This window comes from Pseudomonas thivervalensis (assembly GCF_001269655.1).
Lineage (GTDB): Bacteria > Pseudomonadota > Gammaproteobacteria > Pseudomonadales > Pseudomonadaceae > Aquipseudomonas > Aquipseudomonas thivervalensis.
Genome location: NZ_LHVE01000002.1, coordinates 407735 through 431135 on the forward strand (window position 1 = coordinate 407735; position 23401 = coordinate 431135).

The window sequence follows — 23401 nt, forward strand, 5'->3', positions numbered from 1 at the left end:
TCCTACAGTGCAACCCAAGCAAGCTCCCTCGCCACCAGGACTTTCACCATTAAAGAGAAGTTTTCGTCACCCCATGCGCATAGAACCCCGCCAACTGCCCGACACCCTACCGTTCCTCGGTGACCTGCCGCCCCTGCTGACCCGCCTGTACGCAGCACGCGGCGTGCAGTCCGAGGCGGAACTGGACAAGAGCCTGGCGCGCTTGATTCCGTTCCAGCAGCTCAAGGGGATCGACGCCGCGGTGGATCTGCTGGTGACGGCGCTGGAGCAACGCCAGCGCATCCTGATCGTGGGTGACTTCGATGCCGATGGCGCGACCGCCAGTACCGTCGGCATGTTGGGCTTGCGCCTGCTCGGTGCGGCCCATGTCGATTACCTGGTGCCCAATCGCTTCGAATATGGCTACGGGCTCACCCCGGAAATCGTTGAAGTCGCCCTGGCCCGCGAACCACAATTGCTGATCACGGTGGACAACGGCATTTCCAGCGTGGAAGGCGTGGCGGCGGCGAAAGCGGCGGGGCTCCAGGTGCTGGTCACCGATCACCACTTGCCTGGCCTCGAACTGCCGGCGGCCGACGCCATCGTCAATCCGAACCAGCCGGGCTGCGAATTTTCGAGCAAGGCCCTGGCCGGTGTCGGGGTGATTTTTTATGTGCTGATGGCCTTGCGGGCGCGTCTGCGCAGCCTGGGCTGGTACGCCAGCACACCCCAGCCGAACATTGGTGAACTGCTCGACCTGGTGGCCCTGGGCAGCGTGGCCGACGTGGTGCCCCTGGACGCGAATAACCGGATCCTCGTGCACCAGGGCCTGGAACGGATTCGCGCCGGACGCGCCCGGCCTGGCATCAAGGCGATTCTGGAAGTGGCCAAGCGCGACGCTGCACGGATTACCTCCACCGACCTTGGATTTATCCTCGGGCCGCGTCTGAATGCGGCCGGGCGCCTGGACGACATGAGCCTGGGCATCGAATGCCTGCTCACCGACGACCCGGCCCTGGCGCGGGAGATGGCGGCACAACTGGACGGCATGAACCAGGACCGCAAATCCATCGAGCAGGGCATGCAGCGCGAAGCCCTGGCCCAGCTCAAGGACCTGCCGGTGGACTCGATGCCATTCGGTTTGTGCCTGTTCGATCCGCAGTGGCACCAAGGGGTGATCGGCATCCTCGCCTCGCGGATGAAAGAGCGCTATTTCCGTCCGACCATTGCCTTTGCCGATGCCGGGGACGGCTTGCTCAAGGGCTCGGGTCGCTCGGTGCCGGGCTTTCACATTCGCGATGCGCTGAGCGTGGTGGCGGCGCAGCATCCGACCCTGATCAGCAAGTACGGCGGTCACGCCATGGCGGCGGGGCTGACGCTGCCGGAAGCGAATTTTCCGTTGTTTGCCGAAGCGTTCGACGCGGAAGTGCGCCGGCAATTGCGCGAAGAGGACCTGACTGGCCGGCTGTTGTCGGACGGCACCCTGGCGGTGGAGGAGTTCCACCTGGAGTTGGCTCGGGCGCTGCGCCATGCCGGCCCTTGGGGCCAACATTTCCCGGAGCCGATGTTCCACGGCGTGTTCCAGCTGGTCGAACAACGCGTGGTGGGCGAACGGCACCTGAAGGTCATCCTCAAGAGTGAGTGTGGCTCGGTGAAGCTCGATGGCATTGCCTTTGGCATCGACCGCGAGATCTGGCCCAATCCTACCGTGCGCTGGGTGGAGTTGGCCTACAAACTCGACCTCAACGAATTCCGCGGCCAGGAAACGGTGCAGTTGATGATTGCCCATATCGAGCCGCGATAGTCGATACGCCGATCGGCCTTTGTGGCGAGGGAGCTTGCTCCCGCTGGACGCTGTAGGAGCTGCCGAGCGAAGCGAGGCTGCGATCTTTCCAAATTCAATTGAGTGTTCAGCGAAAGATCAAAATCAAAAGATCGCAGCCTTCGGCAGCTCCTACAGGCCCAGTGCGTCACACCGTCGGTTTTTAACTTCTGAACCCTCCGTCCGTGCGGGTTGTCGACTAGTCTCTAAGCACTGCTTGATAGCCCTTGTGACGTCTTGTCGAATTTTTTGCCCGCGGGGGCGGGTGTTGCACGGTTTGTCACTCGTCGACTTTTCAAACAGAACCCTGGAGCCTGCCCACTGATTCGAGAGGTGCCCCATGAGTCTGCTGCTGGAACCCTATACCCTTCGCCAATTGACCCTGCCCAATCGCATCGCGGTATCGCCGATGTGCCAATATTCGAGCACCGATGGCCTGGCCAACGATTGGCACTTGGTGCACCTGGGCAGCCGCGCCGTGGGCGGTGCTGGCCTGGTGTTCACCGAAGCCACCGCCGTGACCGCCGACGGTCGCATCACCGCCCAGGACCTGGGGCTGTGGAACGATGAGCAGATCGAACCCTTGCAACGCATCACCCGGTTCATCACCGCCCAAGGGGCCGTGCCGGGCATACAACTGGCCCATGCCGGGCGCAAGGCCAGCACTTGGCGACCCTGGCTCGGCAAGCATGGCAGCGTCAAACCGGCCGACGGTGGCTGGGTACCGGTCGGCCCGTCGCCGATTGCCTTCGATCCGCAGCACACCCAACCGGTCCAGTTGGACGAAGAGCAGATCGCCGGCGTGATCCAGGCCTTCGTGGATGCGGCCAAGCGCGCCCTCACGGCCGGCTTCAAGGTGGTCGAGGTCCACGCGGCCCATGGTTACCTGCTGCATCAGTTCCTGTCGCCCTTGAGCAATCAGCGGCGCGATCAATACGGCGGCTCGTTCGAGAATCGCATCCGCCTGGTGTTGCAAGTCACCGAGGCGATCCGCGCGGTATGGCCTGAAGAGCTGCCGGTGTTCGTTCGCGTCTCCGCCACTGATTGGGTCGAGGACGGTTGGAACCCGGACGAAACCGTGGAGCTGGCGCGGCGCTTCAGGGCATTGGGGGTGGATTTGATCGATGTGTCATCGGGCGGCACGGCCGCGAATGCGGAAATTCCCACCGGCCCGGGTTACCAGACCCGCTTCGCCGAGCGGGTGCGCAAGGAGTCGGAAATCGCCACCGGCACTGTCGGCATGATCACCGAACCGGCCCAGGCCGAACACATCCTGCGCACCTGCCAGGCCGACATCATTTTCCTGGCCCGGGAATTGTTGCGCGATCCGTACTGGGCCCTGCATGCCGATGATGACCTGGGCGGCCGCAAGGCCACGTGGCCAGCGCAGTACCAGCGGGCCACCCATCGGGACCAGCCGATTCATGAGTCGGATTTGCGGGATTGAGTGCCCGATAGAACAGAAAGCCCCGGTCGTCATTGGCCGGGGCTTTTGTTTATCTGGAATCTTTAGTGTTTGTACCGGCCTCATCGCGAGCAGGCTCGCTCCCACAGGGTTGAGTGTGGATCACAGATTATGTGAACGACACAAAACTACTGTGGGAGCGAGCCTGCTCGCGATAGGGCCAGCCCAGGCACCTGATCACTATCAGGGATACTTGCGCTTATCCGGCGCCGGCGGGAAGTACTGGTACAGCCAGGTCTCGCTCAAGGTGCGGTCCTTGGTGCGAATGAACAGGCGCATCTGCACCGGGTCCACCCGGTCGTCGGTCGGGTACCAGTCGAAGGTGATGCGATAGCCCTTGATCGCATCCAGCACCAATACGTTGAAGTCCTTCACTTCGCCGTGGGAGCAGGTCACCACCGGTTCGATGCCGGTGCCCGGCGGCAATTGATCAAGGCCGCCGCCGCTGAAGTCGACGGCGAAACGGCGTGCCCAGACGGTCGGGTAATGCTCGCCCGGTGCCCAGCCTTCGATGAAGCCGCCCATGCCTGAACGGGTGGCGTCGACATGGGCCAGGTCGGTGCTGACCGGCGGCAGTGCGCTCCAGTAGAGCTTGTAGCCATAGTTCAGCGAGTCACCGGCGGCCACCGGTTTTTTCGGCGTCCAGAACGCGACGATGTTGTCCAGGGTTTCGCCGGTGGTTGGAATCTCCAGCAGGTCTACCGAGCCTTCGCCCCAGGCCGTCGTTGGTTCGACCCACAGGCTTGGACGCTTGCTGTACCAGTCCACGGTGTCCTGGTAGCTGGCAAAGTCATGATCGGTCTGCACCAGGCCGAAACCTTTCGGGTCCTTGTCGGCGAACGCATTGAATTGCAGGGTGGCAGGGTTGTTCAGAGGACGACAGACCCACTCGCCGTTGCCGCGCCACATCGCCAGCCGATCGGAGTCGTGGATTTGCGGGTGAATGGTGTCGCACATGCGCCGCTCGACGGTGCCGCAACTGAACATGCTGGTCATGGGGGCGATACCCAACTGATCGATGGCGGTACGGGCATTGATGTGCGCGTCGATTTCCATGACGACCCGGGTCGGCTGGCAATCGATATCAAAACGATAGGCGCCGGTGGCACTGGGCGAGTCGAGCAGGGCGTAGACCACGAAACGGGTGCTGTTCTTGTCCGGGGTTTCGAACCAGAACTTGGTGAAGTCGGGGAACTCCTCGCGCTTCTTGGCGTAGGTGTCGATGGCCAAGCCGCGGGCCGACAGCCCGTACTGGCCGCTGGCATCCACAGCGCGGAAATAGCTGGCCCCGAGGAACGAAACGATGTCGTGCCGATCCAGCTCCGGCGCCTTGAAGACGCGAAAACCGGCGAAGCCCAGGTCACCCGTCAGTTGCGAGGTGTTGACCGTGGTTTTCTCATAGTTGAACAGTTCCGGACGGAAGTGCACCTCACGGGCCATGCGCGTCTTCGGGTCGACGCTGTACATGCGCACCGGCTGCTTGAAGCCCATGCCGACGTGGAAGAACTGTGCATCCAGTTGCCGTCCTTCCAAGTCATTCCACAGCGAGTGATTGACGTCGTACTGGATAGCGTTGAACTGCAGCGGCGACATTTGCGCCAGGGTGGGGGGCAGGACTTGCTTGGTGTCGACGTAGCGGCTCTCGGCCAGCCGTTTGGCCTGATCTTTCAAACCTTTGAAGTCAAAAGGACGGGCTTCGCCGTCGGCAGTCTGATCGGCGGCCCAGGCGCGTGCGGCCATGAGCCCGGAGGCCGACAGCCCGGTGTAGGCGGCGAAGGCCATGGAGGCCTTGAGCAGATTCCTGCGGTGCATAAATACAACCTTTCTCGAAACAATCCCGGGCCGATCCTGGCCACAAAGACTGATAAGGGAGTTCGGACATGCCTTTGGCCAAACGCGACGAACGTTAGAACAGATGCCTGAGAGCTGGATCGGTTCACCGAGGCGCAAAATCATAGGGGAAATACAGGCTTGGAGAGAAAGGAAAGCGTGGCCTGGTCAAATTTTCTTACAGTTATTTCTTTTTTTATGTCGATTCCAATTTTTTTTGACTAATTACTCTAAAACTCCCTTTTCACGCTTTGAATCCTCCCTATTCTTTAAGCGTGATAGACGATCTAACCCGAATTTCAGACGGCGCTATCAGGTCAACCTCGACGTAAGAAGGACAACTCATGACAAAAATACAGGGCATTACCGAGATGCTGGGGATCTTTCCAGGCCTGACCCACCCGCGCAGGACACGCCGGCTCAGCCTGGAAGAATTGAGGCTGGTCGAGCGCTATCGGGAGTTGTCGGAAAACGACCGCATCGCCATGCGTTATTTGGTGGATGCGATGCGCAGTGTTTCGCGGTTTTGACGTGTGGCTCAGGTGAGCGGCCGGGGGCGGGGAGCACCGGCCGACCTCACCCCACCGACCAATCCTGCGGACGTTCGGTGCGCTGGTGCAGTATCCGCAGGACCTGCAGTTGCCCCTGCTTGAGCCGGTAGGGGGCAACGAACGGGTAGCGTGTCAGCACCAGCTCTCGAATATCGGGAACGACCGAAGGACGGCCCGAGCCGGGAAAGCGTTGCAGTTGGCGCAATGTTTCCAGAATGGCGCTGATGACCTCATCGGCGCCTTCCGCGCCGATAGCGCTTTGGTAATGTTCGTGAATCGAGTCGAGGTCACTCTGTGCTTTGTCGGTCAGTACGATGCTCGGCACGCTTTGCCCACTTAGCCTTCACGGCGTCCAGATCGGTCAGGTTTCCAGCGTCGGCATCGGCTATGCCTTCGCTGATGGCTTGCAGATGCCAGGACTCGGCTTCCACATATCGAACCAGTGCACGCTTGAGGTGATATTGACGGTCGCGGTCGGTGGCGGCAGCCAGCAAGTCCAGCTGTTGGGCCAGACCTTCTTCCACACGAAAGGACAAAACGGGCGAGGCCATGGCTGATCTCCAAGGTGTATACGTTGTAGACACCCTAGGTGCTGCCAGGATTTCCGTCAACCGGCGAGCGTGCACCGATCGACGAAAACCTTAGCAGGACGAACACAGGGTAGGCGTGGGCATGTGTTGCCAACGTTGTCTTGCCGTCAATGCTTGAACATCACATGCCGCACTACCGTGTAATCCTCCAGCCCATACATGGACATGTCCTTGCCATAGCCGGAACGTTTCTGACCGCCGTGGGGCATTTCGCTGACGAGCATGAAGTGGGTGTTCACCCAGGTGCAGCCGTATTGCAGGCGTGCCGACAGGCGATGGGCTCGGCCGATGTCGGCGGTCCATACCGATGAGGCCAGGCCGTAGTCCGAATCGTTGGCCCAGGCCAGCACTTGCGCTTCGTCGAGGAACGGCGTGACGGACACCACCGGCCCGAAGACTTCCCGGCGGACGATTTCATCATCCTGCTGGGCGTCGGCCAGCACCGTCGGTTCGAAGAAGAATCCGTTGCCGTCCACGGCTTTGCCACCAGTGATCAGGCGAATATGCGGCTGGGCGATGGCTCGCTCGACGAAGCCGGCCACGCGGTCGCGGTGCTGGGCGGTGATCAGCGGGCCCATCTCTGTGTCTGGTGCGGATTGCAGGCCGTACTTGATGCTGCCCACCGCAGCGCCGAGTTTCTCGACGAACCGGTCGTAGATGCCTTGCTGCGCATAGATGCGGCAGGCAGCGGTGCAGTCCTGGCCGGCGTTGTAGAAACCGAAGGTGCGGATACCCTCCACAGCCGCGTCAATGTCGGCGTCGTCGAAAATGATTACCGGGGCCTTGCCGCCCAGCTCCATGTGCATGCGCTTGACGCTGTCGGACGTGCTGGAAATGATGTTCGAGCCGGTGGCGATGGAACCGGTCAGCGACACCATGCGCACTTTCGGATGAGTAACCAGCGGGTTGCCGACGGTTTGCCCACGGCCGAAGATCACGTTGAGCACGCCGGCCGGGAAAATTTCCGACGCCAGTTCCGCCAGGCGCAACGCCGTCAACGGGGTCTGCTCCGACGGCTTGAGCACCACGGTATTGCCGGCGGCCAGGGCCGGAGCGATTTTCCAGGCGACCATCATCAGTGGGTAGTTCCACGGCGCGATGGAGGCGATGACGCCCACCGGGTCGCGACGGATCATCGAGGTGTGCCCCGGCAGGTATTCGCCGCCCGCCGAACCGCTCATGCAGCGGCTGGCGCCGGCAAAGAAGCGGAACACGTCGGCAATCGCCGGGATCTCATCGTTCAGCGCGGCGCCCAAGGGTTTGCCGCAGTTGTCCGACTCCAGCTTTGCCAGTTCTTCGCCGTGGGCTTCGATGGCATCGGCCAGCTTGAGCAGCAACAGGGAGCGGTCCTTGGGCGGTACTTGCGACCAGGCCTCGAAGGCGCTATCGGCGGCGCGCACGGCAGCATCGACCTGGGCTTCGCTGGCTTCATTGATCTCCACCAGCACCCGGCCTAGTGCCGGGTTGAACACCGCCTGGCCAGGGCCTTCGCCGTTCACCAGGTGGCCGTTGATCAGCAGTTTGGTTTGCATAGCTTTGTCCTCATCGAAGCAGTTCTGTGTCTGCTGGAACCGATCCCTGTGGGAGCGAGCTTGCTCGCGATAGCGGTCTTACAGTCGACATCTGTGTTGAGTATTTGTCAGTCATCGCGAGCAAGCTCGCTCCCACAAAAAGCTCTTTTTACTGTGGGACATGGGCTACTTCCCGCCACTCCCGGCCACGCTCTCACCGCCACGGGTCAGGTAATACGCGCCCAATATCGGCAACATCGTGACCATCATTACCAGCATCGCCACCACGTTGGTCACCGGTACGTCGCGCGGGCGGCTGAGCTGGTTGAGCAGCCACAGCGGCAGGGTGCGTTCATGGCCGGCAGTGAAGGTGGTGACGATGATCTCGTCGAACGACAGCGCAAACGCGAGCATCCCACCGGCCAACAGTGCCGACCCCAGGTTAGGCAAGATGATGTAGCGAAAGGTCTGCCAACCGTCGGCGCCCAGGTCCATCGACGCCTCGATCAGGCTGTGGGACGTGCGGCGCAGGCGGGCGATGACGTTGTTGTAGACAATCACTACGCAGAAGGTGGCGTGGCCGACAACGATGGTGAACATCCCCGGTTCGATGCCCAGGGTCTTGAAGGTCGCCAGCAGTGCAATACCGGTGATGATCCCTGGCAAGGCAATCGGCAGGATCAGCATCAGCGAAATGCCCTGTTTGCCGAAGAAGTCCCGGCGGTACAGCGCTGCCGAGGCCAGGGTGCCGAGCACCATGGCGATCAGCGTGGCGATGGCCGCGATCTGCAACGACAGCTTGATCGCCTCCAGCACGTCCGGGCGCGAAAAGGCGACGCTGAACCACTTCAGGGTCAGGCCCTTGGGCGGGAAGCTGAACGCGGCGTCCTCGGTGTTGAAGGCATAGAGAAAGATGATCAGGATCGGGAAATGCAAGAACACCAGCCCGCCCCACGCCGCGATCCGCAGGCCCCACGAGGCGCGGTCTTGAGAGTCAGAGTGCATCGAAAGCCCCCAGTCGCTTGACGATGGATAGATAGATCGCGATCAGCACGATGGGCACCAGGGTGAACGCCGCCGCCATGGGCATGTTGCCGATGGCGCCTTGCTGGGCGTAGACCATGCTGCCAACGAAGTAGCCCGGCGGGCCTACCAGTTGCGGCACGATGAAGTCGCCCAAGGTCAGCGAGAAGGTGAAGATCGAGCCGGCGGCAATGCCCGGGACCGACAGTGGCAAGATCACCTGCATGAGCGTCTGGCGCGGCCTGGCGCCCAGGTCCGCCGAGGCTTGCAGCAGCGACGGCGGCAGACGCTCCAGGGACGCCTGGATCGGCAGGATCATGAACGGCAGCCAGATGTAGACGAACACCAGGAAACGCCCCAGATGAGAGGTGGACAAGGTGCTGCCACCCACGCCCGGGATCCCCAGCACGAACTGCAACACCGGCCCCAGGCCCAGGTGCTGGACGAACCACTGCGCCACGCCGCCCTTGGCCAGCAGCAGCGTCCAGGCATAGGCCTTGACGATGTAGCTGGCCCACATCGGCAGCATGACCGCGATGTAGAAGAACGCCTTGGTCTTGCCGCGGGTGTAGCGCGCCATGTAATAGGCGATCGGGAACGCGACGATGGCGCTGGCGATAGACACCGCAATGGCCATGCTCAAGGTGCGCACAATGATGTCGAAGTTCGAGGGCTGGAACAGCGCCGTGAAGTTCGCCAGGGTCAGGTCCGGCGTGACCGCCATGGTGAAATCGTCGAAGGTGTAGAAACCCTGCCACAGCAAGGTCAGCAGCGAGCCGAGGTAGATCGCGCCAAACCACAGCAATGGCGGCACCAGTAGCATCGACAGGTACAGGTTGGGTCGTCGGTACAACAGGTTGGAAAAACGCCGCAGCGGCGAACCGGGCGCAGGCGTTCGGGTGATGGCCAGGGTGTTCATCTCACACCTCACCGCTGACGGTGTCGTGCAGCGTGACCATCGCCTCACGGGCCCAGCGAACGCTGAGCGGCTGGCCGGTCTGGTGCTGGGTCGTGTTGTCGAGCCACTGGGTGTTGGCCTGGCTGAGGTTCAGGGTCTGGCCGTTGGCAAGTTTCAACTCGTAGCGCGTGGCGCTGCCCTGGTACTGGATGTCGTGCAGCAGGCCGTGGACTTCGATCTCGCCGCTGGCCAGCGGGCCGTCGGCGAAACGTACATGTTCCGGACGGATCGAGAACGGCTGCGGATAACCGCTCAGCTCCCGGGCCAGTTCGCCACGAATCACGTTGGAGGTGCCGACGAATTCGGCGACGAAAGTGGTCGCCGGTTTCATGTACAGGTTGCGTGGGGTATCGACCTGTTCGATGCGGCCCTTGTTGAACACCGCCACGCGGTCGGACATCGACAGTGCTTCGGTCTGGTCGTGGGTGACGAAAATGAAGGTGATGCCCAACTGGCGTTGCAGCTTCTTCAACTCGCCCTGCATCTGTTCACGCAGCTTCAGGTCCAGGGCGCCCAAGGGTTCATCGAGCAACAACACCCGAGGCCGATTGACCAGCGCACGGGCCAGGGCCACGCGTTGGCGCTGGCCGCCGGACAGTTGCACCGGCTTGCGCTCGCCATAGCCGCCGAGGGCAACCATCTCCAGGGCTTCGTTGGCGCGCTGGATGCGCTCGGCCTTGGCGACGCCTTTGACTTTCAGGCCGTAGGCGACGTTGTCGCGCACGTTCATGTGGGGGAAGAGGGCGTAATCCTGGAACACCGTGTTGACGTCCCGCTGGTACGGCGCAAGCCCGGTGGCTTCTTCGCCGTGGATACGGATCGAGCCGGCACTGGGTTGCTCGAACCCGGCGATCAGCCGCAGGCAGGTGGTCTTGCCCGAGCCGGACGGGCCCAGCATGGAAAAGAACTCGCCGTCCTGGATGTCGATGGAGACCCGGTCAACGGCCTTCACATCGCCGAACTGACGGGATACCTGGGTGAATTGGACTGCAAGCGTCATGGTGCGGGGCTCCAGAAAGCGGGGCGGGTATGAAACGTCAACGATTGACACGCGATCCCGTGGCGAGGGAGCTTGCTCCCGCTGGGTTGCGCCCGTAGGAGCTGTCGAGTGCAACGAGGCTGCGATCTTTCCACTACCCATTGAATCGAGAGCGAAAGATCAAGATCAAAAGATCGCAGGCTTCGCCAGCTCCTACACGCCAGCGGGAGCAAGCTCCCTCGCCACAGGGCTACTCCCATTTATGTGCAGGGCGGTTAACGCCCACCCATGATCGCAATGTAATCCTGGGTCCAGCGGCTGTACGGCACGAACTTGCCGCCCTCGGCCTGTGGGGTTTTCCAGAAGGCGATCTTGTCGAACTGATCGAAACCGTTGGTCTTGCAGCCTTCGGCACCCAGCAGCTCGCTGCCCTTGCACGCTGCCGGCACCGCAGGCAACGAACCGAACCATGCGGCCACGTCACCCTGGACTTTCGGCTGCAGCGACCAGTCCATCCACTTGTAGGCGCAGTTGGGATGCTTGGCCTCGGCGTGGAGCATCGTGGTGTCGGCCCAACCGGTGGCGCCTTCCTTTGGAATGGTCGAGGCGATCGGTTGCTTCTCGTTCATCAGGCCGTTGACCTGATACGGCCAGGCGCCGGACGCCACCACGCCTTCGTTCTTGAAATCGCTCATCTGCACGGTGGTGTCATGCCAGTAGCGGTGGATCAACGGCTGCTGGGCCCGTAGCAATCCCAGCACGGCCTTGTACTGGGCTTCGTCGAGTTGGTACGGGTCCTTGATGCCCAGTTCAGGCTTGGTGGTCTTGAGGTACAGCGCCGCGTCGGCGATGTAGATCGGGCCATCGTAGGCTTGCACGCGCCCCTTGTTCGGCTTGCCGTCGGGCAAGTCCTGGGCATTGAACAGCACGCTCCAACTGGTGGGCGCCTGCTTGAACACCTCGGAGTTGTACATCAGCACGTTCGGGCCCCATTGATACGGGGTGCCGTAGGTCTGCTGGTTGACCACGTACCACGGCGCATCTTTCAGGCGCGGGTCGAGGTTTTTCCAGTTGGCGATCAGCGCGGTGTTGATCGGTTGCACGCGCTTGCCGGCAATCAGCCGCAACGAGGCGTCGCCCGAGGCGGTGACCAGGTCGTAGCCACCCTTGGTCATCAGGCTGACCATTTCGTCAGACGTGGCGGCGGTTTTCACATTGACCTTGCAGCCGGTTTCCTTCTCGAAACCCGTGACCCAGTCGTAGGCCTTGTCGCTTTCGCCGCGTTCGATGTAACCCGGCCAGGCGACGATATCCAGTTGGCCCTCGCCGGCGCCGACGGCCTTGAGCGGTTCGGCGGCCTGGAGGCTGACGCTGGTCAAAAGCGCCGTGGTGAGTGCACTGAGCAATGCGGTCTTGTGCGCGTACATGGAAATCCCTCTTGCTTTAATTATGGTCGGGGCAGTGTTCGAACAGTCTGGAGCGCCATGGCTGGCCTGTTATTAGAGTAGTGCTGTTATCTACAGATGCTGGCCGTGGCGGGCCATGATGTGGCGCACCACGCTGTAGTCCTGAAGCGAATCGCTGGACAGGTCTTTCCCATAACCCGAACGTTTCAGGCCACCGTGGGGCATTTCGCTGACCAGCATGAAATGGCTGTTGATCCAGGTGCAGCCGTATTGCAGCCGCGCCGCCACCTGCATGGCCTTGTCGAGGTTCTGCGTCCATACCGAGGACGCCAGGCCGTATTCCGAATCGTTGGCCCAATCCACCGCCTGGCTGAGCTCGTCGAAGCGGGTCACGGTGACGACCGGGCCGAACACCTCGCGCTGGACGATTTCATCGCTTTGCTTGCAGCCGGCCAACAGCGTGGGCTGGTAGTAGAAGCCGGCGCCGGAATGCACCGCCGCGCCGGTGATGCGCTCGATGTGCGGCTGACCGAGGGCGCGCTCGACAAAACTGGCCACGCGGTCGCGCTGGCGGGTACTGATCAGCGGGCCGATTTCGTTGTCGGCATCGCGCTTGCCGGCAAAGCGCAGGCTGCTGACCGCTGCCCCGAGCTCGGCCACCAGCCGGTCGTGAATGCCGGCCTGGGCGTAGATCCGACAGGCCGCGGTGCAGTCCTGCCCGGCGTTGTAATAGCCGTAGGTGCGCACGCCGTCGACCACGGCCTGGATATCGGCGTCGTTGCAGACAATCACCGGCGCCTTGCCGCCCAATTCCAGGTGCGTGCGCTTGAGGGTTTTCGCCGCCGCCTGGAGGATCTTCTGCCCGGTGACGATATCGCCGGTCAACGACACCATGCGCACTTTCGGGTGGCTGACCAGATGGCTGCCCACCCCTTCGCCGCCTCCGCAGAGGATATTGATGACGCCTCGTGGCAGGAGCTGGGCCAGTGTCGGCGCCAGGGCCAGGATCGACAGCGGCGTGTGCTCCGATGGCTTGAACACCAACGTGTTGCCGGCGGCCAGGGCCGGGGCGATTTTCCAGGCGGCCATCATGATGGGGTAGTTCCACGGCGCGATGGACGCCACTACGCCGATCGGGTCGCGGCGCACCATGCTGGTGTAGCCGGGCAGGTATTCGCCACTGAGCTGGCCGTTCTGGCAGCGCACGGCGCCGGCGAAGAAACGAAAGACATCCACCGTGGCGCTCAGGTCATCCTGGCGCGCCAGGTGCAGCGGTTTGCCGCAGTTCAGGGATTCGAGACGGGCCAGTTCATCGGCGTTGTTTTCGATGGCGCTGGCGATGTCCAGCAGCAGGTTCGAGCGTTGTTGCGGGGTGGTGCGCGACCAGCCGTCGAAGGCGCGATGGGCGGCGAGGATCGCGGCTTCCACCTGCTCGATACTGGCTTCGGTGATGTGAGCCAGCACTTCACCGGTGGCCGGGTTGAGGATCGGCTCGACAACGCCTTCACCGGGAACGAGTTCCCCGTCGATCAGCAATGCGGTGCACAACGGAGTTTGCGTGCCGGCCATGTTCGCCTTCTCTTTTTCGAAAGTGACTATTGCTATCAGTCAGAACACAAAACCTGTGGGAGCGAGCCTGCTCGCGATGACGGTCTATCAGTCGAATTAAATGGCCTGACCCACCGCTATCGCGAGCAAGCTCGCTCCCACATGGATTATTGCGATGCAGCAAGACTAGTGCGCGCCCGCAAGGACAACAAATTCGAAATACTCAAGGCTGCGTTCGATTAAATAGATGGCTTGCGTCCGCCATGGGGCTGTTCCCGGGCGACGGCCAGGAACGGGTCGACCGACGCCGGTCGCGCCGTGCCCCGACGCCAGGCCAGGCCGACGTCGAGGGTCTGGTTGAGGTCGGCAATCGGTCGGGCCTCGATGATGTCGCCTTCCAAAGACCAGGGGCGGTAGGTCATGTCCGGCTGGATCGACACACCCAACCCCGCCGCCACCAGGCTGCGCACCGCTTCGGTCGAGGCGGTGCGCAGGGTCACCCTCGGTTGCAGGCCGACACCGCGCCACAGGCGCTGGGCGTTGCGGTCCATTTCATCGACGTTCAACTGGATCAGCGGCTCGCGGGCCACGTCGGCCAAGTGGATGCTGTCGTGCTCCAGCAAGGGATGCTGCGCCGGCAACCACAAGCGGTGCGGCGAGTGCGTCAGGACCTCGGTCTGCAAGGCATGGCGGTCTTCCAGGTTGGACAGGATCAGCACCCCGACATCGATTTCGCCGCTGACCAGCAAATGCTCGATGTACGGCCGTTCGTCCTCCATCACGCGGATCTCCACGTTGGGATAAGCGCGCTGGAAACGGGTCAGCAGGTCCGCCAGGTAATAACCGGCGACCAGGCTGGTGACGCCAATGGTGACTTGGCCGGCCACTTGATCGGTGCTTTGTTGCAGGCTGCGCTTGGCGTTGTCGACGGTGGCCAGGATCAGGTGGGCCTGGCGCAGGAACTGATGGCCCTGGTGGGTCAGGGTCATGCCCTTGGCGTGGCGGTTGAAAAGGCTGACGCCGATGTCCTGCTCCAGTTGCTGGATGGCCAGGGTCAAGGTGGATTGGGAAATGAACGCCGTTTGCGCCGCGGCGGAGATGGAGCCGGTTTCGGCCACGGCGATGAAATGGCGGATCTGACGCAGGGTCATCATGAGCGCATACCGGTGGGCGGTTTTTATCGATGTGCTGGAGTGTATATCGTTTTTTTTGAAGGGTAGGTGAGCACTTCTTTGGATGGGGTCAGGCAACATCTGGAAGCAATCTCGCCAACGGCGTCGGGCACTTTCGATCTAGGCTGGGGGCCTTACGTTGACCCGACAATGTGGAGGCAACAAATGAACACCCGTGGATTGCTCGATCAGCTTCTCAAGTCCGGCCAGGAAATGTTGCAGAACAAGGCTGGCGGTTCACAGGGCAAGTCGTCCGGCGGCCTGGGTGGGTTGCTCGGCGGCTCCGGCAACCTGGGCGGGATGCTTTCCGGCGCGGGTGGCGGGGCACTGGCCGCCGGGGCCATGGGCCTGTTGCTGGGCAACAAGAAAGCCCGCAACTTCGGCGGCAAGGCCCTGGCTTATGGTGGCCTGGCCGCCTTGGGCGTGATCGCCTACAAAGCCTATGGCAACTGGCAGGCCCAGCAGGGCAATGCGCCGAAAACCGAACCGCAGACCCTCGACCGCGTGCCCCCGGCGCAGGTCGAGCAGCATAGCCAGGCGATCCTCAAGGCGCTGGTGGCGGCCGCCAAGGCCGACGGCCACGTGGACGAGCGTGAGCGGCAGTTGATCGAAGGTGAATTCACCAAGCTCGACAACGATCAGGAGCTGCAACACTGGCTGCACGCCGAACTCAACAAACCCCTGGACCCCACCGACGTCGCCCGCGCCGCCAGCACCCCGGAAATGGCCGCGGAAATGTACATCGCCAGCGTGATGCTGGTGGACGAGGAAAACTTCATGGAGAAGTCCTACCTCGATGAACTGGCGCGCCAACTCAGGCTGGAGCCGGGGTTGAAGGCAGAACTGGAAAAACAGGTGCGCCAGGCGACTGTATAAAACAGCCCCAGCTCATTCCCCCTGTGGGGCGGGCTGCATTTCCATATGGCGCGAGGGTAATTGGCGGCTTTTGTGGCGAGGGAGCTTGCTCCCGCTTGAGTGCGAAGCGCTCATCGCTTTTTTGGGGCCGCTGCGCGCCCCAGCGGGAGCAAGCTCCCTCGCCCCCGGATCGTGCCGTTCCCAAAGCCCTGCCGGGGTATTACACATCTTGAGAGAATGGCAAGCCTCTGCTCAATCAAAAATCCTCCCACGCCGCCGTACAGGCCTGACGCCACCCTCAGCTATACTCCCCAGCATTTTCAAGTGCCCGAGGTTTTACTGTGAAGAATTGGACATTGCGCCAACGCATCCTGGCGAGTTTTGCGGTGATCATCGCCATTATGTTGCTGATGGTGGTTGTCTCGTATTCACGGTTGTTGAAGATCCAGGACAGTGGAGAAAAGGTCCGGACCGATGCGGTGCCAGGGGTGTATTACAGCTCCATGATTCGCGGTGGCTGGGTCGACAGCTACGTCCTGACCCAGCAAATCGTCGGCCTTTCGGGGAACCGGGAAATCACCACCGAGGACAAGGCTCGCTACCAGGGCTTCGAGCAGCACCTGCGTGAAGAGATCCAGAACTACCAGAAGCTGATTCAGAACCCGGCGGACCAAGCCTCGTTCGACGAGTTCGAGGCCTTCCACCTGACGTTTAACCAGGCTATGGCCAAGGTCCTGGACTTGTACCAGCGCAAGGACTACGAGGGCGCCCGGCTGGTGCTGGAGAAAGAGCTGACGCCGGCATGGATCGGTGGTCGCGGACACTTGAACCACATCATCGAGCGCAATCGCGAGCTGGCGGAAAGTGCCACCCTGACCATTGGCGATGCGGTGACGGCGGCCAAGGTCGCCATGGGCCTGTCGTTCCTGGTTGCGCTGATCGTCGCCGTACTCTGTGGCCTGTTGTTGATGCGGGCGATCATGGGGCCGATGAACCGCATCGTCGAGATCCTCGAGATCATGCGCAGCGGCGACCTGAGCGGGCGCCTGAACCTGGCGCGCAAGGACGAATTCGGGGCCGTGGAAACCGGCTTCAACGACATGATGGCCGAACTGACCTCGCTGGTGTCCCAGGCCCAGCGCTCATCCGTGCAGGTCACCACCTCGGTAACCGAGATTGCGGCCACCTCGCGCCAGCAACAGGCCACGGCCACCGAAACCGCCGCCACTACCACCGAGATCGGCGCGACGTCCCGTGAAATCGCCGCCACCTCCCGGGACCTGGTGCGCACCATGACCGAAGTGTCCACCGCCGCCGACCAGGCCTCGGTGGCCGCCGGCTCCGGCCAGCAGGGGCTGGCGCGCATGGAGGAAACCATGCACTCGGTGATGGGCGCCGCCGACCTGGTGAACGCCAAGCTGGCGATCCTCAATGAGAAGGCCGGCAACATCAACCAAGTGGTGGTGACCATCGTCAAAGTGGCCGACCAGACCAACCTGTTGTCCCTCAACGCAGCCATCGAGGCCGAAAAGGCCGGTGAGTACGGGCGCGGTTTCGCCGTGGTTGCCACCGAAGTACGACGCCTGGCCGACCAGACCGCCGTGGCGACCTACGACATCGAGCAGATGGTGCGTGAGATCCAGTCCGCGGTGTCGGCCGGTGTGATGGGCATGGACAAGTTCTCCGAAGAAGTGCGCCGGGGCATGGCCGAAGTGCAGCAGGTCGGCGAGCAACTGTCGCAGATCATCCATCAGGTCCAGGCCCTGGCGCCGCGGGTGTTGATGGTCAACGAAGGCATGCAGGCCCAGGCCACCGGCGCCGAGCAGATCAACCACGCGTTGGTGCAGTTGGGCGATGCCAGCAGCCAGACTGTGGAGTCCCTGCGCCAGGCCAGTTCCGCCATCGACGAACTGAGCCAGGTCGCCGTGGGGCTGCGCAGCGGCGTCTCGCGTTTCAAAGTCTGATGGGTGAACTCGAGACCCGGCGTGGCGCCGCACCGACGGCCCGCCAGTCGTTGTTCCTGGTGTTCTGCATCGGCAACGAACGTTACGCCTTGCAAGCCACCGATGTGGTGGAAGTGCTGCCGCGCCTGCCCCTCAAACCGATCGCCCGGGCGCCGTCCTGGGTGGCGGGGGTGTTTGCCTGGCGCGGCACCGTGGTGCCGGTGATCGACCTCTGTGCGCTGACGTTCGGTCAGGGCGCCGAGCCTCGGACCAGTACGCGGCTGGTGCTGGTGCGCTATCAAGGCGATGCGCAACAAGCCGGGCAGGTGCTGGGGGTGATCCTGGAACAGGCGACCGACACCGTGCGCTGTGATCCGGCCGATTTCAAACCCTATGGCCTGGACAATCGACAGGCGCCATACCTCGGCCCGGTCCGCGAAGACGCCCACGGCTTGCTGCAATGGGTGCGGGTCAATGACCTGCTCGACGAGTCCGTTCGGGCGCTGCTGTTTCCTGCTACGCCGCTTGACCTCGACGACCTCGGGGCAACGCCATGAACAACGACCAGCGATTTTTCGATTTCCTCAAGGAGCGCATCGGCCTCGATGTGACCTCCGTCGGCACCGCGATCATTGAGCGGGCCGTGCGCCAGCGCATCGGTGCCGTGCCCGGGCGAACCGCCGATGAGTATTGGCAGGCCTTGCAGCATTCGGCCCCGGAGCAGCAGGCGCTGATCGAAGCGGTGATCGTCCCGGAGACCTGGTTCTTCCGCTATCCCGAATCCTTCGCGACCCTCGCCAGGCTGGCCGTCAAGCGCCTGGCCGAGATCAAGCACCTGCGTGCGCTGCGCATCCTCAGCTTGCCGTGCTCCACCGGCGAAGAACCGTATTCCATCGCCATGGCTTTGCTCGACGCCGGCCTGGGGCCCCATCAGTTCAAGGTGGACGGCCTGGACGTCAGCCCGCTCTCGGTGGCGCGGGCCAAGGACGCGCGTTATGGCAGAAATTCCTTCCGTGGCGCCGACCTGGGGTTTCGCGACCGGCATTTCGACGTCGCAGACGAGGGTTACCGCCTCAGCGAACGGGTGCGCGAACAGGTGCGTTTGCAGGTGGGCAACCTGCTGGATCCGGCCTTGCTGGTGAACGAGGCCCCCTACGATTTTGTGTTCTGTCGCAACCTGCTGATCTATTTTGACCAGCCGACCCAGCAGCAGGTGTTCGAGGTCCTCAAGCGTCTGACCCATCAGGACGGCGTGCTGTTTATCGGCCCCGCCGAGGGCAGCCTGCTGGGACGCCTGGGCATGCGCTCGATCGGGATTGCCCAATCGTTCGCTTTCAGCCGCCAGGGCGCGCCGGAGCCACAACCGCTGCCGGCCTTGATACCGCCGCCACTGCCGGTTCGTCAGCCGCCGCCCCGGGTCGTTCCGCCGGTGGTTCGACCGCGGCCGTTTGCCGCGAGCGTGACGCCGATTGTCCCACCCAGGAACAGCGACGCCGCGACCTTGCTGGCCAATATCGCCGCCCTGGCCAACGGCGGTAAAAGCGCCGAGGCCCGCGCGGCGTGCGAAGAATATGTGCGCAGCCACGCGCCGAACGCCCAGGTGTTCTACTGGTTGGGCCTGCTCAGTGACATGGCCGGCAGCGCGCTTGAAGCCCAGGGTTTTTACCGCAAGACGCTTTATCTTGAACCGCAACACGCCGAGGCCCTGGTGCATCTGGCGGCGCTGCTGGCTTCCCAGGGAGACGCGGCCGGAGCCCGTCGATTGCAGGAACGCGCCGCCCGCAGCGGGCGCACGGCAGACAGTGAGCACAAACGATGAGCGGTTCGGCTTCTTACACCGTCACCCATGACGATGCCCAGGCCATCGACGATTGCTGGAACCGCATCGGCGTGCATGGCGATAAATCCTGTCCGCTGCTGGTGGAACATATTCACTGCCGCAATTGTTCGGTGTATTCGGCCGCCGCCACCCGGCTGCTCGACCGATATGCCTTGCCGCAGGATCAGCGTGACTTGTCCCTGGCCCCAGTGGACAACGACGTGGTCACGCGTTCGCTGCTGATGTTCCGTCTCGGCGAGGAATGGCTGGGCCTGACCACGCGCAGCCTGGTGGAAGTGGCGCCGTTGCAGCCGATCCACTCGTTGCCTCACCGGCGCTCACGGGCCTTGCTGGGCGTGGCGAATGTACGTGGGGCGCTGGTGGCCTGCCTGTCGCTGGTGGAGCTGTTGGACCTGGAACCCGGCGCGGCGGCGGTTGCCGGCGCACGGGTCATGCCGCGCATGTTGATTGTCGCGGCCAAGGGCGGGCCGGTGGTGGTGCCGGTGGATGAGGTGGACGGCATCCACGCCATCGATGAACGCATCCTGGCGAGCGCTTCGCAATCGACGGGCAAGTACACCCGTGGCGTGCTGCCCTTTAAAGGCCGCAGCCTGCGCTGGCTGGACGAAGAACAGCTGCTGTCCGCCGTGGCTCGGAGCCTGTCATGACCCCTGACCAAATGCGCGACGCCTCGTTGCTGGAGTTGTTCAGCCTGGAAGCCGAAGCCCAGGTCCAGGTGCTGAGCACCGGCCTGCTGGCCCTGGAGCGCGACCCGACCCAGGCCGAATACCTCGAGTCGTGCATGCGCGCGGCGCATTCCCTCAAGGGCGCGGCACGCATTGTCGGAGTGGACGCCGGCGTCAGCGTGGCCCATGTGATGGAAGATTGCCTGGTCAGTGCCCAAGAACGGCGGCTGGTGCTGGGCGCCCAGCACATCGACGCCTTGCTGCAAGGCACCGACCTGCTGACGCGTATCGCCACGCCGGGCAACGGCGTCGGCGCTCCGGACATCGACGCCTACGTGGCGTTGATGGGGCGTCTGCTGGATCCCAGCGCTGCGCCGCCAGCGGCGCCGGTACCGCCAAGAATCGAGACGCCAGTCGACCCCGTCAGCGTCGAGCCGCCCGTACCGGAACCTGTCGCGGCAACGGAGCCGGCCCCCACGCGCAAACGGGTCACCGAAGGCGGAGAGCGGGTCTTGCGGGTCACGGCCGAACGCCTCAACAGCTTGCTCGACCTGTCGAGCAAATCCCTGGTGGAGACCCAACGCCTCAAGCCTTGGCTGGCGACGATGCAACGGCTCAAGCGCCAGCAAAGCACCGGCTTGCGCGCCCTTGAAGAACTCAATGTGCACCTCAAGGACCATGCCCTGAGCCTGCAAGCCCAGGAAGCCCTTGGCGATGCCCGCCGCTTGCTCGCCGAAACCCAGCAGTTGCTGGCGCAGAAAACCGCCGAGCTGGATGAGTTCGCCTGGCAGGCCAGCCAACGGGCACAGGTGCTGTATGACACAGCGTTGGCCTGCCGCATGCGGCCGTTCGCCGATGTGCTGTCGGGCCAGGCGCGGATGGTCCGTGACCTGGGCCGCAGCTTGGGCAAACAAGTGCGCCTGGAAATCGAAGGCGAGAAAACCCAGGTCGACCGCGATGTGCTGGAACAGCTCGAAGCGCCACTGACCCACTTGCTGCGCAACGCTGTCGACCATGGCATCGAAACGCCGGAACAACGGGTATTGGCCGGCAAGCCCGCCGAAGGCCTGATTCGCCTGCGGGCCTCGCACCAGGCCGGCCTGCTGGTCTTGGAACTGGCGGACGACGGCGCCGGGGTGGACCTGGAACGGGTGCGCCGCAGCATCGTCGAGCGAGGACTTTCCCCTGAGCAAACCGCTGCCAGCCTCAGCGAAGAGGAACTGCTGACCTTCCTGTTCCTGCCCGGTTTCAGCCTGCGTGACAAGGTCACTGAAGTGTCCGGGCGCGGCGTCGGCCTGGACGCCGTCCAGCACATGGTCCGGCAGTTGCGCGGTGCGGTGGTGCTGGAACAGACGGCGGGCGAGGGCAGTCGTTTCCACCTCGAGGTGCCGCTGACGCTGTCGGTGGTGCGCAGCCTGGTGGTGGAAGTCGGCGGTGAGGCGTACGCCTTTCCCCTGGCCCACATCGAGCGCATGTGCGACCTGGCGCCGGAAGACATCGTCCAGGTCGAAGGGCGCCAGCATTTCTGGCACGAAGGCCGGCATATCGGCTTGGTCGCGGCCAGCCAGTTGCTCAATCGCCCGTCGACGCAAAGCGCCAGCCAGACCCTCAAGGTCGTGGTCATTCGCGAGCGCGAGACGATCTACGGCGTGGCGGTAGAGCGGTTCATCGGCGAGCGGACCCTGGTGGTCCTGCCCCTGGACGAGCGCCTGGGCAAGGTCCAGGACATTTCCGCCGGGGCCTTGCTCGACGATGGCTCGGTGGTGTTGATTATCGATGTCGAAGACTTGCTGCGTTCGGTGGACAAGTTGCTCGATGCCGGGCGCCTGGAGCGCATTGCCCGGCAAAACCAGGCCCAGGCCCCGCGCAAGCGGATCCTGGTGGTGGACGATTCCCTGACCGTGCGCGAGCTGCAACGCAAGTTGTTGCTCAATCGCGGCTATGACGTGGCGGTGGCGGTGGATGGCATGGATGGCTGGAATGCATTGCGCTCGGAGGATTTCGACTTGTTGATCACGGACATCGACATGCCACGCATGGATGGCATCGAACTGGTGTCGCTGTTGCGACGCGACAACCGCTTGCAATCGCTGCCGGTGATGGTGGTGTCCTACAAGGACCGCGAAGAAGATCGCCGCCGTGGCCTCGATGCCGGCGCCGACTATTATCTGGCCAAGGCGAGTTTCCACGACGACGCCTTGCTCGACGCCGTGGTTGAGTTGATCGGAGGGGCCCGCGCTTGAAGATTGCCATCGTCAATGACATGCCCTTGGCGGTCGAGGCCCTGCGCCGCGCCCTGGCGTTCGAGCCGGCGCATCAACTGGTCTGGGTGGCCGCCAACGGCGCCGAGGCGGTGCAGCGTTGCGCCGAATACACCCCGGACCTGATCCTGATGGACTTGTTCATGCCGATCATGGACGGCGTGGAAGCCACCCGGCGGATCATGGCCGACAGCCCATGCGCTATCGTGATTGTTACCGGGGACAGCCAGCAGAACGTCCACCGGGTGTTCGAGGCCATGGGCCATGGCGCGCTGGATGTGGTCGATACGCCGGCCCTGGGTGTCGGCAATCCGGCGGACGCGGCGGCGCCGCTGCTGCGCAAGATCACCAACATCGGTTGGCTGATCGGTGAGCGCAACAAACATGAGCGCTCCGCGCCGGCGGCGCAGCGTGCGGCGGTGTCGCGCAAGAGCCTGGTGGCCATCGGCTCGTCCGCGGGTGGGCCGGCGGCGCTGGAAGTGCTGCTCAAGGCCTTGCCGCGGGATTTTGCCCCGGCCATCGTGCTGGTCCAGCATGTGGACGAGGTGTTCGCCGCGGGCATGGCCGAGTGGCTGGGCAGTGTGTCAGGCCACACGGTGCGCCTGGCCCGGCACGGCGAGACGCCGCAAAGTGGCGCGGTGTTGCTGGCCGGGACCAACCATCACCTGCGTTTGTTGAAGGACGGCACCCTGGCCTACACCGCCGAGCCGGTGAACGAGATCTACCGGCCCTCCATTGACGTGTTTTTCGAAAGTGTCGCCCGGTACTGGAGCGGCGATGCGGTGGGCGTGTTGCTCACCGGCATGGGCCGCGACGGTGCGCAAGGGCTTAAACTGATGCGCCAGCAGGGCTATGTGACCATCGCCCAGGACCAGCGCAGCAGCGCGGTGTACGGCATGCCCAAAGCGGCGGCCGCCATCGACGCCGCCGTCCATATTCTTGCCCTGGACGCCATTGCGCCACGGCTGTTGGAGATTGTGACCCCATGAAGAACCCCGCGAGC

At 63.3% G+C, this 23401-nt stretch carries 20 protein-coding genes; 10 read left to right on the plus strand and 10 right to left on the minus strand.

What is annotated here, in order from left to right; genetic code table 11:
* The first annotated feature begins 73 nt into the window (after positions 1-73).
* Together recJ and AD659_RS04495 are read left to right on the plus strand one after the other, a co-directional pair.
* A complete protein-coding gene (recJ, locus tag AD659_RS04490) occupies positions 74-1783 on the plus strand; it encodes a single-stranded-DNA-specific exonuclease RecJ (protein WP_053118709.1) in 1710 nt (569 codons plus the stop codon).
* 358 nt (positions 1784-2141) lie between these two features.
* Complete coding sequence (locus AD659_RS04495) at positions 2142-3248, plus strand: NADH:flavin oxidoreductase/NADH oxidase (RefSeq protein ID WP_053118711.1); 1107 nt, start codon at positions 2142-2144, stop codon at positions 3246-3248.
* Between the two features lie 201 nt (positions 3249-3449).
* Here AD659_RS04495 and AD659_RS04500 read toward each other — a convergent pair whose 3' ends face one another.
* Complete coding sequence (locus AD659_RS04500) at positions 3450-5078, minus strand: glucan biosynthesis protein D (protein ID WP_053118713.1); 1629 nt, start codon at positions 5076-5078, stop codon at positions 3450-3452.
* Positions 5079-5440: 362 nt separating this feature from the next.
* On the opposite strand from AD659_RS04500, the gene AD659_RS04505 reads away from it, so the two are divergent.
* Positions 5441-5626, plus strand: coding sequence for a hypothetical protein (locus AD659_RS04505; RefSeq protein WP_053118715.1), 186 nt, complete (start codon positions 5441-5443; stop codon positions 5624-5626).
* 46 nt (positions 5627-5672) lie between these two features.
* Here AD659_RS04505 and AD659_RS04510 read toward each other — a convergent pair whose 3' ends face one another.
* The 9 genes from AD659_RS04510 to AD659_RS04550 form a co-directional block, all read right to left on the minus strand.
* Positions 5673-5972, minus strand: coding sequence for a type II toxin-antitoxin system RelE/ParE family toxin (locus AD659_RS04510; RefSeq protein ID WP_053118717.1), 300 nt, complete (start codon positions 5970-5972; stop codon positions 5673-5675).
* Positions 5935-6198, minus strand: coding sequence for a CopG family ribbon-helix-helix protein (locus tag AD659_RS04515; protein ID WP_003198119.1), 264 nt, complete (start codon positions 6196-6198; stop codon positions 5935-5937). The genes AD659_RS04510 and AD659_RS04515 overlap by 38 nt, the downstream gene beginning before the upstream one ends.
* A 146-nt stretch (positions 6199-6344) precedes the next feature.
* Entirely contained in the window at positions 6345-7769 is a 1425-nt protein-coding gene (locus AD659_RS04520) for a gamma-aminobutyraldehyde dehydrogenase (protein ID WP_053118720.1), read from the minus strand.
* Positions 7770-7934: 165 nt separating this feature from the next.
* Positions 7935-8753, minus strand: a complete 819-nt coding sequence (locus AD659_RS04525) for an ABC transporter permease (protein WP_053118722.1) — start codon at positions 8751-8753, stop codon at positions 7935-7937.
* Positions 8743-9690, minus strand: a complete 948-nt coding sequence (locus tag AD659_RS04530) for an ABC transporter permease (RefSeq protein WP_053118724.1) — start codon at positions 9688-9690, stop codon at positions 8743-8745. The genes AD659_RS04525 and AD659_RS04530 overlap by 11 nt, the downstream gene beginning before the upstream one ends.
* 1 nt (position 9691) lies before the next feature.
* Positions 9692-10729, minus strand: a complete 1038-nt coding sequence (locus tag AD659_RS04535) for an ABC transporter ATP-binding protein (protein ID WP_053118725.1) — start codon at positions 10727-10729, stop codon at positions 9692-9694.
* Positions 10730-10983: 254 nt separating this feature from the next.
* A complete protein-coding gene (gene ydcS / locus AD659_RS04540; RefSeq protein ID WP_053118727.1) occupies positions 10984-12135 on the minus strand; it encodes a putative ABC transporter substrate-binding protein YdcS in 1152 nt (383 codons plus the stop codon).
* A 90-nt stretch (positions 12136-12225) separates the two neighbouring features.
* The gene (locus tag AD659_RS04545; RefSeq protein WP_053118729.1) at positions 12226-13683 is read right to left on the minus strand and encodes a gamma-aminobutyraldehyde dehydrogenase; all 1458 of its coding nucleotides are present in this window, start codon (positions 13681-13683) and stop codon (positions 12226-12228) included.
* A gap of 218 nt (positions 13684-13901) precedes the next feature.
* Entirely contained in the window at positions 13902-14816 is a 915-nt protein-coding gene (locus tag AD659_RS04550) for a LysR family transcriptional regulator (RefSeq protein ID WP_053118731.1), read from the minus strand.
* 183 nt (positions 14817-14999) lie between these two features.
* Here AD659_RS04550 and AD659_RS04555 point away from each other — a divergent pair, with 183 nt between their 5' ends.
* The 7 genes from AD659_RS04555 (at position 15000) to cheB (ending at position 23387) form a co-directional block, all read left to right on the plus strand.
* A complete protein-coding gene (locus tag AD659_RS04555; protein ID WP_053118733.1) occupies positions 15000-15710 on the plus strand; it encodes a tellurite resistance TerB family protein in 711 nt (236 codons plus the stop codon).
* 320 nt (positions 15711-16030) lie between these two features.
* Positions 16031-17653: a methyl-accepting chemotaxis protein gene (locus AD659_RS04560; protein ID WP_053118735.1), complete on the plus strand. Its 1623-nt coding sequence runs from the start codon at positions 16031-16033 to the stop codon at positions 17651-17653.
* Entirely contained in the window at positions 17653-18189 is a 537-nt protein-coding gene (locus AD659_RS04565; RefSeq protein ID WP_053118737.1) for a chemotaxis protein CheW, read from the plus strand. Before AD659_RS04560 ends, AD659_RS04565 begins: the two co-directional genes overlap by 1 nt.
* Positions 18186-19451, plus strand: coding sequence for a CheR family methyltransferase (locus AD659_RS04570; protein WP_053118740.1), 1266 nt, complete (start codon positions 18186-18188; stop codon positions 19449-19451). Before AD659_RS04565 ends, AD659_RS04570 begins: the two co-directional genes overlap by 4 nt.
* Positions 19448-20119: a chemotaxis protein CheW gene (locus AD659_RS04575; protein ID WP_053118742.1), complete on the plus strand. Its 672-nt coding sequence runs from the start codon at positions 19448-19450 to the stop codon at positions 20117-20119. The genes AD659_RS04570 and AD659_RS04575 overlap by 4 nt, the downstream gene beginning before the upstream one ends.
* Positions 20116-22380 carry a hybrid sensor histidine kinase/response regulator gene (locus AD659_RS04580; RefSeq protein ID WP_053118744.1) on the plus strand — a complete coding sequence of 755 codons (2265 nt, stop codon included), beginning with the start codon at positions 20116-20118 and terminating at the stop codon, positions 22378-22380. Before AD659_RS04575 ends, AD659_RS04580 begins: the two co-directional genes overlap by 4 nt.
* Positions 22377-23387: a chemotaxis response regulator protein-glutamate methylesterase gene (gene cheB / locus AD659_RS04585; protein WP_053118746.1), complete on the plus strand. Its 1011-nt coding sequence runs from the start codon at positions 22377-22379 to the stop codon at positions 23385-23387. Before AD659_RS04580 ends, cheB begins: the two co-directional genes overlap by 4 nt.
* The last annotated feature ends 14 nt before the right edge of the window (positions 23388-23401 follow it).